The following is a 19,207-nucleotide window of genomic DNA, read 5'->3' on the forward strand; positions in this document are numbered from 1 at the left end:
GTCAGCCGGTGTGCGCGGTGCTTTCAACCTCCCCGGGCCAGTGCGGTCCCGACCCAGTCCCCCGGGGCACGGGTCAGGGGGTCCGGTGCGGCGGTGAACAGCGCAGCGGCCACCTGGCCGGTCAGCGATGCGGTACAACAGTCGCAGCGCCACACCCGCGATCACGCCGTCACGACGGCAGAGACCCGGCCACCGCAGCAGGAAGGGTTCCCATGGGGATCTCGCTCACCGCAGCCGACGTCCTCCCCGGCGACGCAGCGGACGCCACGCTGGCCGGGAGGGTCTTCGACCCGTCCGTGAGCGGCCCTTCGGTCGTGGCGGTCCGCGGTGAGGAGGTCGTCGACCTGTCGCCGGTGGCGCCGACCGTGTCGGCGCTGCTCGAACGGCCGGACGCGGTGGAGGTCGTCAGGACGCACCCCGGTGGCACGTCGTGGCCGCTCGCGGAGGTGCTGGCGGCGACGGCGAGCCGGGCCGCCGGTGCCGTCCCCCGGTTCCTGGCGCCGGTCGACCTGCAGGTGCTCAAGGCCGCCGGCGTGACGTTCGTGCGCAGCATGCTCGAACGGGTCATCGAGGAGCGCGCCGACGGGGACCCGGCGCGGGCCGAGGAGGTGCGCGCGAAGGTGGGTGCGGCCGTGCGGGGCCACATCTCCCACCTGCGGCCGGGGTCCGCCCAGGCCGCGGAGGTGAAGGGGGTGCTGCAGGCGGAGGGGCTGTGGTCGCAGTACCTGGAGGTCGGCATCGGGCCCGACCCCGAGATCTTCACCAAGGCGCCGGTGCTCTCGGCGGTGGGGCTGGGCGCCGACGTCGGCGTTCTCGCCCGCTCGGAGTGGAACAACCCCGAGCCCGAGCTTCGTCCTGGTCGTGGACTCGCGCGGGAAGCCGGTCGGCGCGACGCTCGGCAACGACGTCAACCTGCGCGACTTCGAGGGCCGCAGCGCCCTGCTGCTCACCGAGGCGAAGGACAACAACGGCTCCTGCGCCGTCGGGCCGTTCCTCCGGCTGTTCGACGACGGGTTCACGCTCGCGGACGCCAAGGCCACCGAGATCGCCCTGGACATCACCGGGCCCGACGGGTTCGAGCTGCACGGCGTGAACCCGGTCTCCGAGATCAGCCGGGAGCTGGAGGACCTCGTGTCCCACGCCTATGGCGCCCACCACCGCTACCCCGACGGGTTCGTGCTGTTCACCGGCACGATGTTCGCCCCGACCGAGGACCGGGACCAGCCCGGTGAGGGGTTCACGCACAAGGTCGGGGACGTCGTGCGCATCTCCTCGCCGCGGCTGGGGGCGTTGACGAACGTCGTGAACACGGCCGAGGACGCGGAGGACTGGGCGTTCGGCATCACCGCGCTGATGGAGAACCTCGCCGGCCGCGGTCTGCTGGGGTCGCGCGCAGGTCGCGGACCGACCGGCTGAGCAGGGGAACGAGCGCCGCGGCCACGAACGCGACCCCGCCGGCGAGCGCCACCATCCGCGCACCCCACTCGGCCGCTGCTCGTCCCACCACGAGCAGCCCGATCGGAATCGCGCCGAAGGACAGCAGGTCGTCGTAGGAAGACACCCTGGAGAGGACTTCGGGGCGCACGTTCTGCTGCAACGCGGTGTCCCAGGTGACCCCGGACACCGTGAACCCCATCGCGCCGACGAAGACGCAGACCAGCAGCACCGGCAGACCGGCGTCCGCGCCCAGCGCGAACAGCGGGAGCGCGCCGAAGGCCGCCGCGACCATTCCGGCGCGCAACGGCCTGCGCAGCACGAGGCGGTACATCAGCAGGCTCATGGCGACGAGGCCGGCCGCGCGCACGCTCAGCACCAGACCCCACGCCGCGTCGCCGCCGTCCTCCCTGGTGAGCGTCGGGCCGAGCACCTGCCAGGGGCCGACGTTCGCGAGGTTGACGACGAAGAACGCCAGCGACGTGACCCACACCCAGGTGATCGATCTGAACTCCCGCCAGCCCGCCCGGATGTCGGGCAGCAGGCTGCCGCGCGCGCCGCTGACCCGTCCGGACCTCGGCAACCGGGACAGCAGCGCGGCCGCGATGAGGAAGCTCAGCGCGTCGGCGGCCACGGCCCAGCCGCCGCCGGCGACGGCCGTGATGACGCCGGCGAGGGCGGGGCCCGCGACCCGGCTGACGTTGCGGCTCAGGGACAGGGCGGAGTTGGCGCGGTGCAGGTCCTCCGGTGCGACGAGCTCGGGGACGATGCCGCGCAGGGCGGGCGACGCGAACGCCTCGAGTGCGCCGTGCGCCACCGCGAGCAGGGACACGGGGAGCAGGTCGAACGTGCCGGACAGCAGGATCGCGGCGACGCCCGCCTGCGTCAGTCCGGCCCCGAGGTTGGCGTGGACCAGCAGGGTCCTGCGCGAGAACCGGTCGGCCACGGCACCGCCGACGAGCAGGAGCACGAGCTGAGGACCGATCCCGGCCGCCAGCACGATGCCGAGGTCGGTGGCGCGTCCGGTGGCCCCGAGAACGCCGAGCGCCAGCGCGACGGACGACATCGAGGAGCCCAGGAGGGAGACGGTGCGGGCGGCGAGGAACCCCCTGAACGGTGGCCGGAGGACGGTAGAGTCGATCATCTTCACCGGGCGAGGCTCGCAGTGCCGGTTCCGGGATCTCCAGCTCTGCGACGAAAGGCGCAACGTTGACGCTCCTGCGCCTCAGCGCCACCGGCTTGGCGCGCTCGCACTTCGCCGTGTCGCCGCTCGCGGAGACCGTGGGGTCGCTGATCGCGCTGCACCAGCCCTGCGCCTGGCCGTGGCTCGCGCGGTGGCACTCGGAGAACCTGCCCGCCTACCGCTCGTGGCTCGCGGGCAACGCGGTCGCCGCGGGACTCCTGGGCCTGGTCTCCGCCACGAAGTGGTTCCCCGACGTGGTCTCGGTCCCGCCGTCCGGCGGTGTGGACACCCGCCTGGCCGACGAGCTCGCCGAGGTGGCCGCTCAGTCCGACGCCGAGGTGCTGGCCACGATCGAGGACGCCGCGGCCTCCACGGGCTGCTCCACGACCGGCGCGTGGCTGCCGGCCGGTGGTGCCGGGTCCCGGATCGCCGCGGTGCTGGAGGAGGGCTGGCACCGGTTCGTCGAACGCGACTGGCCGCGCAGGCACGCGGTGATCGAACGGGAGATCACCTACCGCGCAGAGCTCGTCGCCGCGCACGGCTGGCAGCGCGCGGTGAAGGGCATGACCCGGCGTTCGGTGTGGGTCGAGCCCGACGCGATCCGGTTCAGCAACCAGAGCTGGAGCGATCGGGACATCGGCGACCACGGCCTGGTCTTCGTCCCGTACACGGCCCGGCAGGGCTCGTGGACCTGTGAGCGTCCCGGCCGGTACGCGCTGGTGTACCCCGCGCGCAGGGCCGCTGTCCAGCCCGAGCGCGCCCACTCGAACCCGGTGTCCGTGCTGCTGGGAGCCGGTCGGGCACGGGTGGCCGTGGAGCTCAGGACGCCCGCGACGAGCACTCAGCTGGCGGCGGTGCTGGACCTCTCGCTCGGCACCGTGAGCGCGCATCTGGCGGTGCTGCGCCAGGCGGGCGTGGTGAGCCGGACGCGGTCCGGGCGGCACGTCGTCTACCGGCTGACCGAGCGGGGCAGCGGACTGCTGGACCTCCTCGGGGACCGCGACGCGCAGAACACCGCTGGAACGGGAGAACGGCGGTGGCCGCTCCCCCGTTCCAGCGGCGGGACGGGCTAGGACGAGACCGGCACGACCGGGCGCAGCGGTGTCGCGTCCCGTGCGGAGAGGAACTCCGGCCGGGTCTGGTCCTGCGGGCGCGGGGCGTTGCGGACCGAGTTGAACGTGATGATCAGCAGCCTGCGGTCGGTCGCGGACATGTTGGGCGGCGAGCCGTGCAGCAGCTGCCCGTGGAAGAACAGGACAGAGCCCATGTCGCCGAGCGGGGCGACGATGCCGTTGTCGTTCATGCTCTTGCCGAGGGCCGCCGGGTCGATCTGGTACTTCAGCGACGCCGACAGCGTGGACGCCCAGTCCTCCTCCTCGTCGAAGGTGACCGGCAGGAGGCCCTGGTGCGAGCCGGGAACGAGGTAGAGGGGGCCGTTGAACTCCGTCACGGGGTCGAGGAACACCACGGCGCTGAGCGCGTCGGGGCGAGGCATGCCGTCCTCGCGCTGCCAGAACATGAAGTCCTGGTGCCACTCCCAGATGCCGCCGCCGAGGCCGTGTTTCGCGTTGATCTTGAACTGGTGGACGTAGACGTCGTCGCCGAGCAGCTCGCTCGCCGGGCCGAGCAGGCGGGGGTCGCGGACGAGGTCGTGGAACACCTCGTTCGTCAGGTGCACGCCGTGCACCGCGCGGACCCTTCCGGAGGCCTCCTCCATCGTCCGGTGCGGGCCGGGGCGGCCGAACTCCGCCTCGGCCTGGTCGCGCAGCACCGCGAGTTCGTCCACCGTGAAGAGGCGTTCGCGCAGGAAGTACCCGTCCTCGGCGTACTGCCTGGACACCTCGGTTGACAGGGTCACGGACACGCCTCCTTGTCGTTGGCTCGCAGCGGCTGTCTCCACCACCTCGGCGAACTCGGCGGTGGTGGGGTGTTCGAAGAGCGCGTGCAGCGGGATGTCGACGGCGAACGACGAGCACACCTGCGCGAGCACCTGCGCGGCGAGCAGGGAGTGGCCGCCGAGGTCGAAGAAGTCCTCGTCGGCGCCGATCTCCGCCACGCCGAGCGCGGCCGACCAGATCTCGGCCACCCGTCGCTGGGTCGGGGTGCTCAGCGGTGCGCGCGCGGGGCGTTGCGGTGCGTCCCAGTCGGGGTCGGGCAGGGCGCGGCGGTCGACCTTGCCGTTCGCCGTGAGCGGCAGCCGTTCCAGCACCACCACGCTGGAGGGCACCATGTAGTCCGGGACCTTGGTCGCGGCGTGGGTCCGCAGCAGCCGGGCGAGGTCCGGGGTGCCGGGGCCGACGCGGCTCACGTAGCCGACCAGGCGGGCGTCACCGGCCGGGGCGGTGCGCACCAGCACCACCGCCTCACCGACCTGGGGATGGGCCTCCAGGGCGCTCTCGACCTCGGCGAGCTCCACGCGGAAGCCGCGGACCTTGACCTGGAAGTCGGCCCTGCCGAGGAACTCCAGCTCGCCGCCCGGCCGCCAGCGGCCCAGGTCGCCGGTGCGGTACATGCGGCGGCCGGGTTCACGGGCGAACGGGTCGGGCACGAACTTCTCGGCCGTGACGCCGGGCTTGCCGACGTAGCCGCGGGCCAGGCCGGCGCCGCCGATGTGGATCTCGCCGATCACGCCGTCCGGGACGACCTCGCCGTGCTCGTCGAGGAGGTACACGCTCGCGTTGGCGATCGGTGTGCCGACCGGTACGGGCGTGGGCCACTGCTCGTGGTCCCGCGGCAGGTCGTAACAGGTGACGACGTGGGTCTCGGACGGCCCGTACTCGTTGTGCAGGGACATGCCGGGGACGGTGCTCAGCTGCCGGACGTCCGGGGTGGCCATGAACTGCTCCGACCCGGAGATGACGGTGCGCAGCGCGGCCGGTGTCGTGCCGGCCTCCCGGTAGCCCGCCGCCACCTGGTGCAGGGCGGGTGCCGGGATGAACAGGCGCCGGACGTCCTGGGCGTCCAGGACGCCGTGCAGCCGTGCGAGGTCGAGCCGTTCGTCGTCGGTGATCAGGACGACCTCGCCGCCCACCAGCCAGGTCGAGAACATGTCCTGCACCGAGACGTCGAAGGCCAGTGACGCGAACTGCAGCGTCCGCGGCGGGTCGTCCGTGGTCATCCGGTAGTGGCCGGCCTGCCAGGCCAGCAGGTTGACCACGGCCCGGTGGGGCATGGCGATCCCCTTCGGCCCCCCGGTCGAGCCCGACGTGTACGTCACGTAGGCCACGTCCTGCGGGTCGAGGCCGCTGCCGGGGCCGGTCGGCTTGCCCGCCTCGGCGTGGATGCCGTCCAACGGCCAGACCTCGGCGGTGGTCGCGGGCAGCCGGTGTTGCGACCGCAGCGTCGTCAGCACGACCGGGGCGGCCACCTCGGACAGCACGGTGCCGATCCGGTCCGCCGGGTTGCGCTGGTCGATGGCCACGTAGGCGCCGCCGGCCTTGAGCACCCCCAGCACGGCCACGACCATCTCCAGGCCGCGTTCCAGGTACAGGGCGACGCGGACGTCGGGCCGCACGCCCGCCGCGCGCAGGCGGTGGGCCAGCAGGTTGGCGCTCGCGTCGAGCCCGGCGTAGGTCAGGGCGGTCTCACCGAGGCGCACCGCGACCCGGTCCGGTGCGGCCACCACCTGCGCCTCGAACAGGTCGAGCAGCGTGGTGCCCGGCTCCGGCTGGACGGGTCCGGCGCTGCGGCCGGCGATCAGCGCGGCGCGCTCCTCGCCGGTCAGCAACGGGATGCGCGTCACCGGCACCTCCGCGCCCGCCGCGATCTCCGCGAGCAGCCGGTCGAGGTGCCTCGCCATCGCCGTGATCGTGCCGGCGGAGAACTCCCCCGCCGCGTAGTCGAACGTCAGCCGCCACACGTCGCCCTCGCGGCGGGCGGTCAGTGCCAGCGGGTACCTGACGGCGGCCGGGTCGAGCGCGAGCCGCTCGGCCCGCACCCCCGGCAGTGCCAGGGCCGAGTCCTCGCCGGTGGCCTCGAACCACACCTCGAACAGCGAGTCGCGGCGGCCGCGGCGGCTCGGCCTGGCCACCTTGACCACCTCGTCGAACCCGAGCGCGCGGTGGGCGGCGGCCTCGCCCAGCGTGCCGTGCACCCGCTCGGCCAGGTCGCGGAACACCGGGTCGCCGGTGACGTCGAGGCGCAGCGCGAGGACGTGCTGGTGGCAGCCGATGTCGTCGGTGCCGTCGCGGTCCGGTGAGCTCGTGCCGACCATGATGTCGGTCTGCCTGCTGTAGCGGCGCAGCAACAACGCCCACACGGCCAGGAGTGCGCTGCTCGCCGGGCATCCGGCCTGGCGGGCCACCGCGGCCACGACCTCGGCGGGGACGTCGATGCCGTGGGTGGCCGCGCGGTCGCCGCTCTCCTGGCTCAGCCGCGGCAGGTCGAGTCCCACGGGGCACTCGGCCAGCCGGTCCTCCCAGTACCGCCGCGCCTCCTCGTGGTCACCGGGCTCCTCGTGCCCGCGTTCCGCGATCGGTGGCAGCGCCGGTGCCGCACCGGTCACCTCCGCCGCGTACAGCGCGGCGAGGTCGCGGGTCAGCAGGTGCTCGGACCACTGGTCGAAGGCGATCCGGTGGACCACGACAGCGAGGAGGTGGGTGTCCGGACCGCACCGCACCACGGCGGCCCGCAGGACCGGGCCGTCGGCGAGGTCGACCGGCTGCCGGGCGAACGCCCGCAGCACCTCGGCGGCCTCGTTCTCCGAGTCCACCACCTCGTGCGTGAGCGCGAAGTCCGCGGCGGGTTCGTCGACGACCTGCATCGGCGCACCGGCCACCTCGGCGAACCGCGTGCGCAGCGCCCGGTGCCGCGACCGCAGCGCGGAAAACGCTTTCCGCAGCGCCTCGACGTCGAGGGCCCCGTTCAGCCGCCAGCCGGCCGAGAAGCTGTGGGCGGGACTGCCCGGGTCCATCCGCGCGAGGAACCACAGTCCACGTTGGAACGTCGTGGCGGGTTCGGCCGCCACCTCAAGTGATCGCCCGGTCATCGCTCACCCCAGACAGGCCGGTCCGATGTGCTCACGGCATCGTCATCGCGCCCGGAGGCACCCCACAAGTCCGGCACGCTCCCGACACCACCGTCCACCCGCCACCGTCCGGGGCTCATCCGACGCTCCCCTGCTCCTCGGCCAGCCGCGCGGCCACTTCCTCGTCCGACAGCGTGGCGACCATGGCGAGGACCTCGCGCAGGTCGTCCCTGGACGCCTGCTGCACCCGGCGTTCGCGGATGCGGTCGGCGAGGCGCTCCACCGTGGGGTCGGTCGTGAGCAGGTCCGCCAGCGGCAGCTCCACCCGCAGGGCCGACCTGATCCGGGTGACGACCCTGGTCGCGAGCAGCGAGTGCCCGCCGAGGTCGAAGAAGCTGTCCCGCACGCCGATGCGCGGGACGCCCAGGACCTCCGCCCAGATCTCGGCCAGCTGGCCCTCCAGGGCGTCTCTCGGCTCGACGTAGGCGGTCTCGGCGCTGCGTTCCAGGCTGACCGGCGGCAGCGCGGCCCGGTCGACCTTCTCGTTGGGCGACAACGGGATCGCGTCCAGCCACGTGAACACGGCCGGCACCATGTGCTTGGGCAGGGTCTCACCGAGGACCGCGCGCAGCTGCTCGGTGGCAGGGCGTTCGGCCTTCGCGACGAGGTAGGCCGCGAGGAACCGGTCGCCGTACTGGTCGGGCACCGCGACGACGACGGCGTCGGCGACGCCCTCGCACTCCCGCAGCACCACCTCGATCTCGCCCAGCTCCACCCGCTGGCCGTGCACCTTCACCTGGAAGTCGTTGCGCCCCCAGTACTCCAGCAGCCCGCCGTCGGTCCACCGCGCGCGGTCGCCCGTCGCGTACAGCCGCTCGCCGTCGCCGAACGGGCTCGGCACGTACCGCGCCGCCGTCAGGTCCGGCCGGCCCTCGTAGCCGTGCCCGACCTGCACGCCGCCGACGTACAGCTCGCCCACCATGCCCTGCGGCACCGGTGACATCGACCGGTCGAGCACGAACAGCGTGACGCCTGCCAGCGGACGGCCCAGCGGCACGCGCGCGCCGAACGGTCCGGTGGCCTCGTGCGTGATCACCTCGACCGCGGCCTCGGCGGGCCCGTAGGTGTTCAGGAGCCGCACACCGGGGAACGTGCGGAGGAAGTCGGTGGCCAGCGCGGTGGGCAGCTCCTCGCCGCAGGACACCACCAGCCGCAGCGCCGGGTGCCCGCCGGGGTGCTCGTGCTCCAGGAACGGCCGCAGCATCGACGGGACGAAGTTGGACATCGTCACGCCGTGGCGGTCGAAGACCTCGTGCAGGTGCGCCGCGTCGCGGTGCCCGCCCGGCTGGACCAGCACCAGCCGCGCCCCGTGCAGCAGCGGCCACACCAGCTCGGGCACCGAGACGTCGAACCCGATCGGGGTCTTGGTCGCCAGCACCTGGCTGGAGTCCAGTCCGAGCCGGTGCCGGTAGGACTCCAGCCGGTTCACCAGTGCGCCGTGGGTGTTGGTGGCGCCCTTGGGCTTCCCGGTCGAGCCGGACGTGAACAGCACGTACGCCACGTCGAGCGGGCCGATCACCACCCCGGGCGGGGTGGTGGGCCGTGCGGCCACCTCGGCACTCACCGCCGGGTCGTCCAGGCACACCGAGCGGATGTCCGGCGGCACCACCTTCCGCGCCGCCGAGGAGGTCAGCACGACGGCCGGGCGGGCGTCGGCGATCATGCCCGCCAGCCGCTCGGCCGGGCTGTCCGGGTCCAGGGGCAGGTAGACGCCCCCGGCCTTCCAGATGGCCCACACCCCGATCACGAGGTGCTGCCCGCGTTCGAGGCAGACGCCGACGCGGGAACCGCGCCCGACGCCGTGGTCGCCCAGCCACCGGGCCAGCTGGTTCGCGCGCCGCTCCACGTCCAGGAACGACAGCTGGTCACCGCCGTCCTCGACGACGGCGATCCCGTCGCCCCACCGGTCCACCACCGCCTCGAACCAGCTGACGGCCGTGTCGAACTCGGGCCGCAACGGACCGCCGTCGCCCAGCGAGGTGGTGCGGGACAACGCCGCAGCCGACATGACCGGCAGTCGTGACACGGGCTGCCCGGCGTCGGCGGTCCCGGCGCGCAGCAGCTCCACCAGCGCCTCTCCGAGGCCGGTCGCGGTCAGCTCGCCCAGCACGTCGGTGGAGTACTCCAGCCGGCCGCTCAGGTCACCGCCGGGGGCCGCCGCCAGCTCGATCCGCACGTCGAACTGCGCCGTCCCGGTGTGCAGCTGGGAGATCCGGCCCGCCGGGACCACCGGCGGCAGCTCCTCCCGCAGCACGAGCATGGTGCGCACGATCGACAGCCGGTCGGAGAAGTCCTGGTCCTGGCGGGCAGCGCGGACGATCTGGTCGAACGGCAGGTCCTGGTGCGCGTAGGCGGCCAGGCACGTCTCGCGGACGCGGCCGAGCAGCTCCCGGAACGTCGGCTCGCCGCCCAGGTCCACGCGCAACGGCACGGTGTTGGCGAAGAAACCGACGACCCCGGCCAGTTCGGGGCGTGAGCGACCGACGGTGACCGTGCCGATGACCACGTCCTTCTGGTCAGCCCACCGCGACAGCACCGCCGCCCAGGCCGCGGCGAGCACCATGAACGGCGTCACCTGCTCGGCGGCGGCCAGCTGCCGCACCTGTGCCATCAGCCCGGCGGGAACGGTGAGGGGCAGCGCCCTGCCCTCGAACGAGCGGTCGGCACCCGCCGCGGCGTCGGACGGCAGCTCCAGCGGCACGGCACCGGCCAGTCGTTCCCGCCAGTGCGCCACCTGCCCGGCCACCGCGTCACCTGAGACCTGGTCCCGTTGCCAGGCCGCGAAGTCCGCGTACCGGACCGGCAGCTCCGGCAACGCCGACGGGCCGGCGGCGAGGAGGGTGTTCAGCTCGCGCGCCAGAACACCGGCCGACTCGCCGTCGGCGACCGTGTGGTGCACGCAGAGCACGAGCACCCACCGCCCGTTCGCGGTGACCTGGACCACCGTCGCCCGCACCAACGGGGGTGCGGCGAGGTCGAACTCCTCCTCGGCAACGCGCCGGCACTCCTCGTCGAGCGCCGTCTCGTCCGGCACCTGCCGGACCGCCACGTCGAACTCGACGTCGGCGTGCACGACCTGTTCCAGGCGGCCTTCCGACGTCAGGCGGAACCCGGTGCGCAGGGCGTCGTGCCGGGCCACGAGTGCACGCAGCGCGGAACGCACGGCCTCGACATCGGGTTCGTCGTCCCAGTCGACCCGGCCGGCGATGTGGTACGCGGCCCCGGCGCCGATCTGGTCGAGCAGCCACAGGCGCTCCTGCCCGAACGACGCCGGTGCCACCACGCCGTCGGCGAGCCGGGGAACGGGGACGTTCTCCCGCAGGCCGCGGGACGCGGAGGCGACCGCCGCGGGGGTCGCCTCGCTCAGCAGCCACTCCAGCTCGACATCGGTGTCGTGGCCGGACAACAGCGCGGACCGCAGCCGGATCGCGCGCAGGGAGTCCAGGCCCTGGCCGACGAGCGGGCGGTCGGGGTCCAGCGCCGCGTGGTCGAGCTGGAGCGCCTCGGCGACGAGCCGGGTGATCGGGTCCGCGGCGCCGGACGCGGGCTCGCTCGGCTGGGCCGGTCCGGCGGGTTCCGCGGCGAGGGCCGCCAGCGTCCCGGTGAGGTACTGCTCGCGGCACGCGGTCCGGCGGACCTTGCCGCTGGAGGTCCTGGGCACCGAGCCCGGTCGCACCAGCACCACGTCGGCCAGGTCGAGCAGGTGGTCGCGGGTGACGGCCTCGCGCACCGCGCGGATCAGCGCCGCCACCTCGGCCGGCTGGTCGGTCGTGAACCCCCTGGCCACCTCGTGCACCAGGACGACGCGTTCGGTCTCGCCGTCGTCCACGGCGAACGCGGCGGCCCGGCCTGCGGCCAGACCGGAACCGGCGGTGGCGGCGGACTGCTCGATGTCGGCCGGGTAGTGGTTGGCGCCCCGGATGACGATCAGCTCCTTGAGCCGCCCGGTCACGAACAGCTCGCCGTCGCGCCGGAACCCGAGGTCGCCGGTGCGCAGCCAGTCCCGGTCGGACCCGTCGAGGCGGGCGCGGAAGACGCGCTGCGTCTCGTCCTCGTTCGCCCAGTAGCCCGCGCCGACCGTGGGACCGCTGACCCAGATCTCACCGACCTCACCGGCCGCGCGTTCCCGGCCGGTGGCCGGGTCCACCACGGCGACGAGGTCCGTGCCCCTGGCGGTGCCGCAGCCCACCAGCGTCGCCCCGGACCCGGCCGGCATGACGCTGCCCCTGGCCAGTTCGGCGCGGTCCACGGTGAGCTCCACCGGCAGCGCCGACGCGGCGGCACCGGCCACGAACAGCGTCGCCTCCGCGAGGCCGTAGCAGGGCAGGAACGCCTCCGCGCGGAAGCCGGCCGGCCCGAAGCGCTCGGCGAACGCGCGCAACGTCGGGGCGCGCACGGGTTCCGCGCCGACCAGGGCCAGCCGCCAGGCGCTCAGGTCGAGCCCGGCCAGGTCCTCGTCGCTGACCCGGCGCACGCACTCCGCGTACGCGAAGTCCGGTGCGGCACTGGCCGAGGCGCCGAACTCGCTGATGGCGCGCAGCCACCGGACGGGGTGGTGCAGGAAGGCCATGGGGGACATGAGCATGCCCGGGAACCCGCTGTGGAGCGGCTGCAGGATTCCGCCGATCAGGCCCATGTCGTGGTAGGGCGGCAACCAGCTGACGCTGCGGGTGTGCTCGTCCGGTTCGAGCACGCCGGAGATCACCGCCGAGTTGTGCAGCAGGTTGCCGTGGCTCAGCAGCACGCCCTTCGGCGTCGCCGTGGAGCCCGAGGTGTACTGGAGGAAGGCGACGGTGTCCGGGGTGAGCGCGGGCCTGGACCAGCCCGCCGGCTCGCCGGTGGGCACCAGCCAGCGCAGCGGCAGGTCGCCCAGGCGCTCCCGCACGGCGGGCAGGATCGCCTCGTCGGTCGTGGCGACGGTCGCGGCGCAGTCCTCGGCCACGGCGAGCACCCGCGCGATGCCCGCGCGGTTCGTCGGCGGGTACACGGGGACCGCCACTGCCCCGGCGTACAGGCAGCCGAAGAAGGCGGTGACGTAGCTCGCGCCGGGCGGGTGCAGCAGCATCACCCGGTCGCCGGGTGCCACCCCGGCGGACTGCAGCGCGGCGGCGGCGCCCCGCGCGGCGGCGTCCAGTTCGCGGTAGGTCAGCGCGAGCTCGGAGCCGTCGCCGTCGGTGAACACGTAGCCGACGGCGTCCGGTCGCCCGGTCGCCCGCGCGAGCAGCAGCTCGACGAGATCTGCGGGGTCACTCAGCCCCATGGTCGCTCCTGTCGTCATCCGCCCGGAACCGCGCGCGGTCCAGCTTGGGAATGGATCTCGTGGGCCTGGCCGGGGTCGCCTTCTCCACCAGGGCCGCCACGTTCGCGACGGTGCCCGCTTCGAAGAAGTCGACGAGCTCCAGCTCCACGTGGCAGGCCGCGTGGATCCGGTGCAGGATCCGCACGGCGAGCAGCGAATGTCCGCCGAGGTCGAAGAAGTCGTCGTGCACGCCGAAGTCGTCGGCGTCCAGCAGCTCCGCCCAGATGCCCGCGACCACGCGCTCGGTCTCGGTGCGGGTGGCGACCTTCTCCTGACGCGGTTCGACCGGGTGTTCCACCGCCTGCCGCGGCTCGTCGTCCACGGCGGGTGCCAGGAACTCCAGTGCTCCCGCCGCGGTGCGCCGGGCCCGCAGCCCGGTCGCGTACAACCGGGTGCCCGACCCGGTCGGGTCCGGCACGAACCGCTCGGCCGTGCGGCCGGGACGTCCCGCGAACCCCTCGCCCGCCTCGGCCGCGCTGACGAACACCTGGCCGACCACACCCGCTGGCACCTCGGTCAGCGACCGGTCGAGCAGGTGCATGCGACCGGCCTGGGCGTGCCGTTCCACCGGGGCCAGCGGCAGTCTCCACACCGGACACCCGGCGTCGGCCACGCCGGCGCGCAGCACCTCGGTCAGCGCGCCCACCAGCCGCCGGACCGAGGACTCCGCCAGCACGTCCGCGGCGAACTCCACGAACCCGGTCAGCCCGCCGTCGGCCGCCGGGGACAGCTCGATCTCCAGCTCGAACTTGGCGGTGCCGGTGTGCACCGGGACCACGTCCATGCTGATCCCGGGCAGCTGCGCCGTGGCGGGCGGGGTGTTGTGCAGCACCAGCAGGTGCCGCACGACCGGCGAGCGGCCCGTGGCGTCCCTGTCCGGCCGGACCACCTTGACGAGCTGGTCGAACGGCAGGTCCTGGTGCGCGTAGGCGTCGAGGCACGTCCGGCGCACCCGGCCGAGCAGCTCCCGGAACGTCAGCGGGGCCCGCACGTCCACCCGCAGCGCCAGCGTGTTCACGAAGAACCCGACGAGCCCTTCGAGCTCCGTCCTGGTGCGCGCGGCGATGGCGGTGCCCCACACCACGTCCGAGCGGTCCGCCCACCGCGACAGCACGACCGCCCAGGCCGTGGCCAGCACCATGTAGAGCGTGGCGCCCTCGGCCTCACCGAGCCGCCGCATGCCGTCCACGAGGTCCGCGGGCAGCGAAATCGGCACGTCTCCGCCGGAGAACGGCCGTCCTGGGCCGGACGTGACGTCGGGCGGCAGTGCGAAGGGCCGCACACCGGCGAGCTGCTCGCGCCAGTACTCGACCTGCCCGGCGAGCGCGTCACCGGACACGTGGTCGCGGTGCCAGGCGGCGAAGTCGGCGTACCGGATCGGCAGCGGCCGCAGCACCGGGAGCTGTCCGCCGCGCAGCGCGCCGTACACGACGGCGAACTCCTCCGCGAGGACGCCGAGGGACCAGCCGTCCACGACGATGTGGTGCACGCACAGCACCAGGTACCACTCGGCCGGTCCTACCCGGAACAGCGCCGGCCGCAGCAGGCTCGGCCCGGCGAGGTCGAAGGGCCGGCGGCAGGTGTGGCCGACCTCGTCCCACAGCTCGTCCGCGGTCACCTCGCGGACCGGCAGCTCGACCGGGACTGCCTCCGGCGGGTGCACGACCTGGACGACAGCGCCGTCGGTGTCGACCTCAAGGCCCGTGCGCAGGGCCTCGTGCCGGTCGACCAGCCGGCGCACCGTCTCCCGCAGCACGGCGAGGTCGAGCTCGCCGTGCATCCTGAGCGCACCGGCCACGACGTAGAGCGGGCTGCCGGGGTTCATCCGCTCGAAGAAGAAAAGCCGTTCCTGGGCAGGGGATGCCGGGCTCCGCGTCTCCCCGGCGGGGCGGCGCGGGATCGGTGCGGGCGCCGCGCCGACACCCGCCTCGTCCAGTCGCCGCTGGAGCAGTCGCAGCTGGTCAGCCGAGAGTGGTCCTGGAGCCAAAACGCCGGCACCTCCCCTGTGGTGGCGACGAACGCCGCAGCCGAGCAGTCACGTCATCACGTTTGCCCTGCCCGGCACCGCCAACAAGTCGGTGAGTCCCCCGACAGTGCACGGCGTCACCGCCCGCCGAGCGACTCCTCGACCACACGCAGCACCCGGTCGGCGGAGGTCAGGAGGTACATGTGCTCACCGGGCAGCTCCCGCAGCGTGAACCCGCGGCTGGTCGCCTTTTCCCACTCGCTGGCCAGCTCGGCGGACACCAGGGCGTCGTGCTCGCCCCGCACCGCGGTGATCGGTGCCGCGAGCGGCACGTCGGTGCTGGGCCGGTAGTCCTCGTGCATCTCCACGTCCGCCCGCAACGTCGGCAGCACCATGCGGCGCACGTCGGGGTTGCCGAGCGCGTCGTCGCGGTGCCCGGCGAGCTCGGCGACCCGGTCGGCGAACTCGTCGTCGGGCAACCCGGTCGCCCGCCGCGTGCGCTGCGTCCACGGTCCCGGTGAGCCGCTGACGACCAGGCTCACGACCTCGGCGGGCGTGGTGTCCGCGAGCAGGTGGGCCAGCTCGTAGGCCAGGACGGCGCCCAGGCTGTGGCCGAAGAGCGCGACCGGGCCGCCGCCCCCGACGTCGGCCAGCACGTCGGGCAGCACACCGCGTGCCGCCACGTGGACGTCGCGGTACGGCTCCTGCCTGACCAGCCGCTCGCGGCCGGGCAGCCGCACCGGGACGATCTCCAGGCCGGCCGGGGCCACCGCGCGCCACTGCCGGAAGAACGCGCTGCCGCTGCCGGCGAACGGCAGGCACACCAGCGGAATGCTGCTCATCAGGTCCTCGTTCCGTTCTGCACCTCGGTGCGCGCCTGCTCGTCGGACAGGGCGCTCACCTCGACGACGAGCTCGGCGACCGCGTCCACGTCGATGCCCTCCGTCGCGCCGAGCTGGCGCATGTAGGCGGCGAGCGCGCGCACCGTCCGCGCCGCGAGGAAGCCGGGGATGTCCAGCTTGATGCGGAACAGCTCCCTGATCCGCGACACCGCCTGGGTGGCCAGCAGGGAGTGACCGCCCAGCTCGAAGAAGTCGTCCACCGCGCCGATCCGCGGTGCCGCGAGCAGTCCCGACCACAGGTCGGCGAGCACCTGCTCCAGGTTCCCCTCGGGCGGGATGTAGTCGCTCCGCGCGGCGCCCGCACCGGGCACCGGCAGCGCCGCGCGGTTCAGCTTCCCGCTGGGCAGCAGGGGAAGCCGGTCGAGCACGACGTAGGCCGACGGCACCATGTGGTCCGGCAGGCGTTCGGAGAGGTAGTCGCGCAACGCGTTCGCCTCCGGCCGCTCATCACCGCGCGGCGTCACGTAGGCCGCGAGCCTCCGCTCGCCGACGGAGTCGGTGTAGGCCAGCACCACCGGCTCGTTCACCTCGGGGTGGCCGGCGAGCGCGTTCTCGATCTCCCCCAGCTCGATCCGGAACCCGCGGATCTTCACCTGGAGGTCCAGCCGGCCGAGGAAGTCGAGGTCCCCGTTGGGGAGGAACCGCGCGTGGTCGCCGGTGCCGTACATCCGGCCGCCCGGCTCCGGGCTGAACGGGTCGGGCACGAACCGCTCGGCGGTCAGCCCCGGCCGCCGCCAGTACCCGCGGCCGGGACCGGCTCCGCCGACGAACAGCTCCCCCGCCACCCCGACCGGGACCGGTTCGCCGTGCTCGTCGAGGACGTAGAGCCGGTGGTTGGGCAACGGCCTGCCCCAGGGCACACCGGCCGGACTGCGCCCGGTCACCGGGTGGGACGTGCTGCAGTAGGACACCTCGGTCATGCCAGCGAGGTTGAGCAGGCGCACACCGGGGACGAGCTCGGCCAGCCGGGCGGGCAGCGCGGGCGGCATCCGGTCACCGCCCAGACCGACCGCCCGCAACACGACACCGGGCATGCCGCCGCGCCCGTAGGTGTGGTTGACCAGCATGTCCAGCAACGCCGGCGCCGAGCTCCACGCGGTCACCCGCTGCCGCTGCAACAGCTCCAGCAGCTGCTCCGGGTCGGTGGTCTCGATGTCACCGGGCACGACGATCGTCGCGCCCGCGGCCAGCGTGCCGAAGACCTCGTAGACGGACATGTCGTAGTTCAGCGAGGAGATCGCCAGCATCCGGTCAGCGGGCTGGAGCCCGTAGGCCCCGTTGACGCCGTGCAGGGTGTTGGCCACCCGGCCGTGCTCGTTCGCCGAACCCTTGGGGCGGCCGGTGGAGCCCGAGGTGTAGATGACGTAGGCGAGGTTCGCCTCGGTGACGACGGGCTCGGGTCGTTCCCGCGACAGCTCCTCGATGCGGGTGGCCTCGGTGTCGAGGCACACCAGCCGGGGTCCGGCGGTGTCGTCGCCGACCCGCATGCGGTCGGGGTCGGCCACCGAGGAGTGGGTGAGCACGAGCTCCGCCCGGGCGTCCTCGGCCATGTAGGCGACCCGCTGGCGGGGGTAGAACGGGTCGAGGGGCACGTAGCCCGCACCGGCCTTCAGGATGCCGAGCACCGCGACGATCATCAGCTCCGAGCGCGGCAGGGAGACGCCGACCAGCTGCTCCGGTCCGACGCCCTCGGCACGCAGGAACCGGGCGAGCTGGTTCGCCCGCTCGTCCAGCTCGCGGTAGGACAGCGTCCGGTCGCCGAAGACCACCGCCGGAGCGTCGGGCGCGCGGTCGGCCTGCTGCTCGAAGAGCCCGTGCAGGGTGCCCGCGGTCCGCGCCGGTGCCGCCGAGCCGCCACCGCTGAACTCCGCCACCACGCGGGCGCGTTCCTGCTCGGTGGCGATCGGCAACCGCGAGATCCGGGTGTCCGGAGCGCGCAGCCCGGCCGCCAGCAGCAGGTCGAACGCCGTCATCATGCGCCGCACGGTGCCGGCCTCGAACAGGTCGAGGCTGAACTCGGCGCGACCGGCGATGCCGCCGTCCGCGTCCGGCACGAGGTCGAGGGACAGGTCGAACTTGGTCGACTCGGTGTGCAGGTCCAGCACCTCCACCCGGACGCCGGGCAGCTCCAGCGCGGACATCGGCACGTTCCGCAGCACCAGCAGCGTCTGCACCAGGGGGACGGTGCCCGCGGACCGGTCGGCGACGGTCTCGGCGACCATCCGCTCGAACGGCAGGTCCTGGTTGGCGTACGCGGCGAGGCAGATCTCGCGGGCCGTGCGGACCAGTTCGCGGAAGGTCGGGTCCCCGGACGTGTCCACGCGCAGCGGCAGGGTGTTCACGAAGAACCCGACCAGCGGCTCGACGTCCACGTGCACGCGGTTGGCCACCGGGGAGCCGATGATCATCTCCGGCTGGCCGCTCCACCGCCGCAGCAGCAGGGCGTACGCGGCGAGCAGCACCATGTACTGGGTGGCCTGCTCGGTCTCGGCCAGCCGGTCCACGGCGCGGACGGTGTCCGCGGTCAGGTGCAGGGGGACCGAGGCGCCGTGCGAGGTCCGTTGTGCGGGACGGGGTTTGTCCGCGGGCAGCTCCAGGACGGGTGCCCCCGCGAGGAGGTCCCGCCAGTACTCCAGCTGACCGGCGCCGGGCCGGTTGCGCTGCCAGAGCGCGAAGTCCGCGTACTGCACGGCCAGCTCCGGCAGCGGCGACGGCTCGCCGGCCGCGAACGCCCGGTAGAGCGTCGTCAGCTCGTGCTGCAGGACGCCGAGCGACCAGCCGTCGGACACGATGTGGTGCAGGCTCAGCAGCAGCACGTGCTCGTCGTCGGCGACCCGCAGGACGCTGGCCCTGATCAGCGGTCCGCGCGCGAGGTCGAACGGCAGCCGGACCTCCTGCTGGTAGCGCTCGCGCACCTCGGCTTCCGCGGCCTCCCCGCCCAGCTCCACCAGGGGGATGCTCAGCGGTTCGGCGGGCAGCACCACCTGGTGCGGCAGGCCGTCCCGTTCGACGAACACCGTCCGCAGCACCTCGTGCCTGCGCACGATCTCGTCGAGCGAGCGGCGCAGTGCGCCGACGTCCAGCCGTCCGGTGAACCGCACCGCCGCCGGCACGACGTAGGCCACGGACCCGGGATCGGCCTGGTCGAGGTACCACAGCCGTTCCTGCGCGAACGAGCACGGCAGCGGGTCACCGGTCCGCGGGATAGCCGGGATGCCCGCCGCCGACGCGGCCCTGCGCGCCAGCTCCGCACCGACCAGCAACCGCTTCTCCGGTGACAGGCCGCGCAGCACCTCCTCCAGGTCGATGTCCGCCGCGTCGTACTCGCCCACCACATCTGCCATTCACGCAGGATCGGGTTCGCGCGACCCTTCCGGGAAGACGGGGATTCTCCCGA

Annotated in this window: 9 protein-coding genes; 2 read left to right on the forward strand and 7 right to left on the reverse strand. The window is 73.7% G+C overall.

Annotation, left to right across the window (positions count from 1 at the left end):
- Positions 1–169 precede the first annotated feature (169 nt).
- Positions 170–739: a hypothetical protein gene (locus ACVDFE_RS27180; RefSeq protein WP_458432358.1), complete on the reverse strand. Its 570-nt coding sequence runs from the start codon at positions 737–739 to the stop codon at positions 170–172.
- Between the two features lie 122 nt (positions 740–861).
- On the opposite strand from ACVDFE_RS27180, the gene ACVDFE_RS27185 reads away from it, so the two are divergent.
- A complete protein-coding gene (locus ACVDFE_RS27185; protein ID WP_458432359.1) occupies positions 862–1,416 on the forward strand; it encodes a fumarylacetoacetate hydrolase family protein in 555 nt (184 codons plus the stop codon).
- On the opposite strand, the gene ACVDFE_RS27190 is transcribed toward ACVDFE_RS27185, so the two are convergent.
- On the reverse strand, positions 1,343–2,578 hold the full coding sequence (locus ACVDFE_RS27190; RefSeq protein WP_458434403.1) for an MFS transporter: 1,236 nt from the start codon (positions 2,576–2,578) through the stop codon (positions 1,343–1,345). The two genes, ACVDFE_RS27185 and ACVDFE_RS27190, sit on opposite strands and share 74 nt — an antisense overlap.
- 65 nt (positions 2,579–2,643) lie before the next feature.
- Between ACVDFE_RS27190 and ACVDFE_RS27195 the strand changes: the two genes are divergently transcribed.
- Positions 2,644–3,690 (forward strand): ArsR/SmtB family transcription factor, encoded by a 1,047-nt coding sequence (locus ACVDFE_RS27195; RefSeq protein ID WP_458432360.1) that lies wholly within the window; start codon positions 2,644–2,646, stop codon positions 3,688–3,690.
- Here ACVDFE_RS27195 and ACVDFE_RS27200 read toward each other — a convergent pair.
- The 5 genes from ACVDFE_RS27200 to ACVDFE_RS27220 form a co-directional block, all read right to left on the reverse strand.
- The gene (locus tag ACVDFE_RS27200) at positions 3,687–7,604 is read right to left on the reverse strand and encodes an amino acid adenylation domain-containing protein (protein ID WP_458432361.1); all 3,918 of its coding nucleotides are present in this window, start codon (positions 7,602–7,604) and stop codon (positions 3,687–3,689) included. The two genes, ACVDFE_RS27195 and ACVDFE_RS27200, sit on opposite strands and share 4 nt — an antisense overlap.
- 115 nt (positions 7,605–7,719) lie before the next feature.
- A complete protein-coding gene (locus tag ACVDFE_RS27205) occupies positions 7,720–12,903 on the reverse strand; it encodes an amino acid adenylation domain-containing protein (protein WP_458432362.1) in 5,184 nt (1,727 codons plus the stop codon).
- Complete coding sequence (locus ACVDFE_RS27210; RefSeq protein WP_458432363.1) at positions 12,890–14,929, reverse strand: condensation domain-containing protein; 2,040 nt, start codon at positions 14,927–14,929, stop codon at positions 12,890–12,892. Before ACVDFE_RS27210 ends, ACVDFE_RS27205 begins: the two co-directional genes overlap by 14 nt.
- A gap of 116 nt (positions 14,930–15,045) precedes the next feature.
- On the reverse strand, positions 15,046–15,750 hold the full coding sequence (locus tag ACVDFE_RS27215; protein ID WP_360383630.1) for a thioesterase II family protein: 705 nt from the start codon (positions 15,748–15,750) through the stop codon (positions 15,046–15,048).
- Positions 15,750–19,154, reverse strand: a complete 3,405-nt coding sequence (locus tag ACVDFE_RS27220) for a non-ribosomal peptide synthetase (RefSeq protein WP_458432364.1) — start codon at positions 19,152–19,154, stop codon at positions 15,750–15,752. Before ACVDFE_RS27220 ends, ACVDFE_RS27215 begins: the two co-directional genes overlap by 1 nt.
- Positions 19,155–19,207 lie beyond the last annotated feature (53 nt).

It is taken from the genome of Lentzea chajnantorensis (assembly GCF_054300775.1).

Coding starts and splice junctions, on each gene's coding strand:
- ACVDFE_RS27180 (WP_458432358.1), bottom strand. CDS start 739: ATGCCGACCTCCAGGTACTGCGACCACAGCCCCTCCGCCTGCAGCACC.
- ACVDFE_RS27190 (WP_458434403.1), bottom strand. CDS start 2,578: ATGATCGACTCTACCGTCCTCCGGCCACCGTTCAGGGGGTTCCTCGCC.
- ACVDFE_RS27200 (WP_458432361.1), bottom strand. CDS start 7,604: ATGACCGGGCGATCACTTGAGGTGGCGGCCGAACCCGCCACGACGTTC.
- ACVDFE_RS27205 (WP_458432362.1), bottom strand. CDS start 12,903: ATGGGGCTGAGTGACCCCGCAGATCTCGTCGAGCTGCTGCTCGCGCGG.
- ACVDFE_RS27215 (WP_360383630.1), bottom strand. CDS start 15,750: ATGAGCAGCATTCCGCTGGTGTGCCTGCCGTTCGCCGGCAGCGGCAGC.
- ACVDFE_RS27220 (WP_458432364.1), bottom strand. CDS start 19,154: ATGGCAGATGTGGTGGGCGAGTACGACGCGGCGGACATCGACCTGGAG.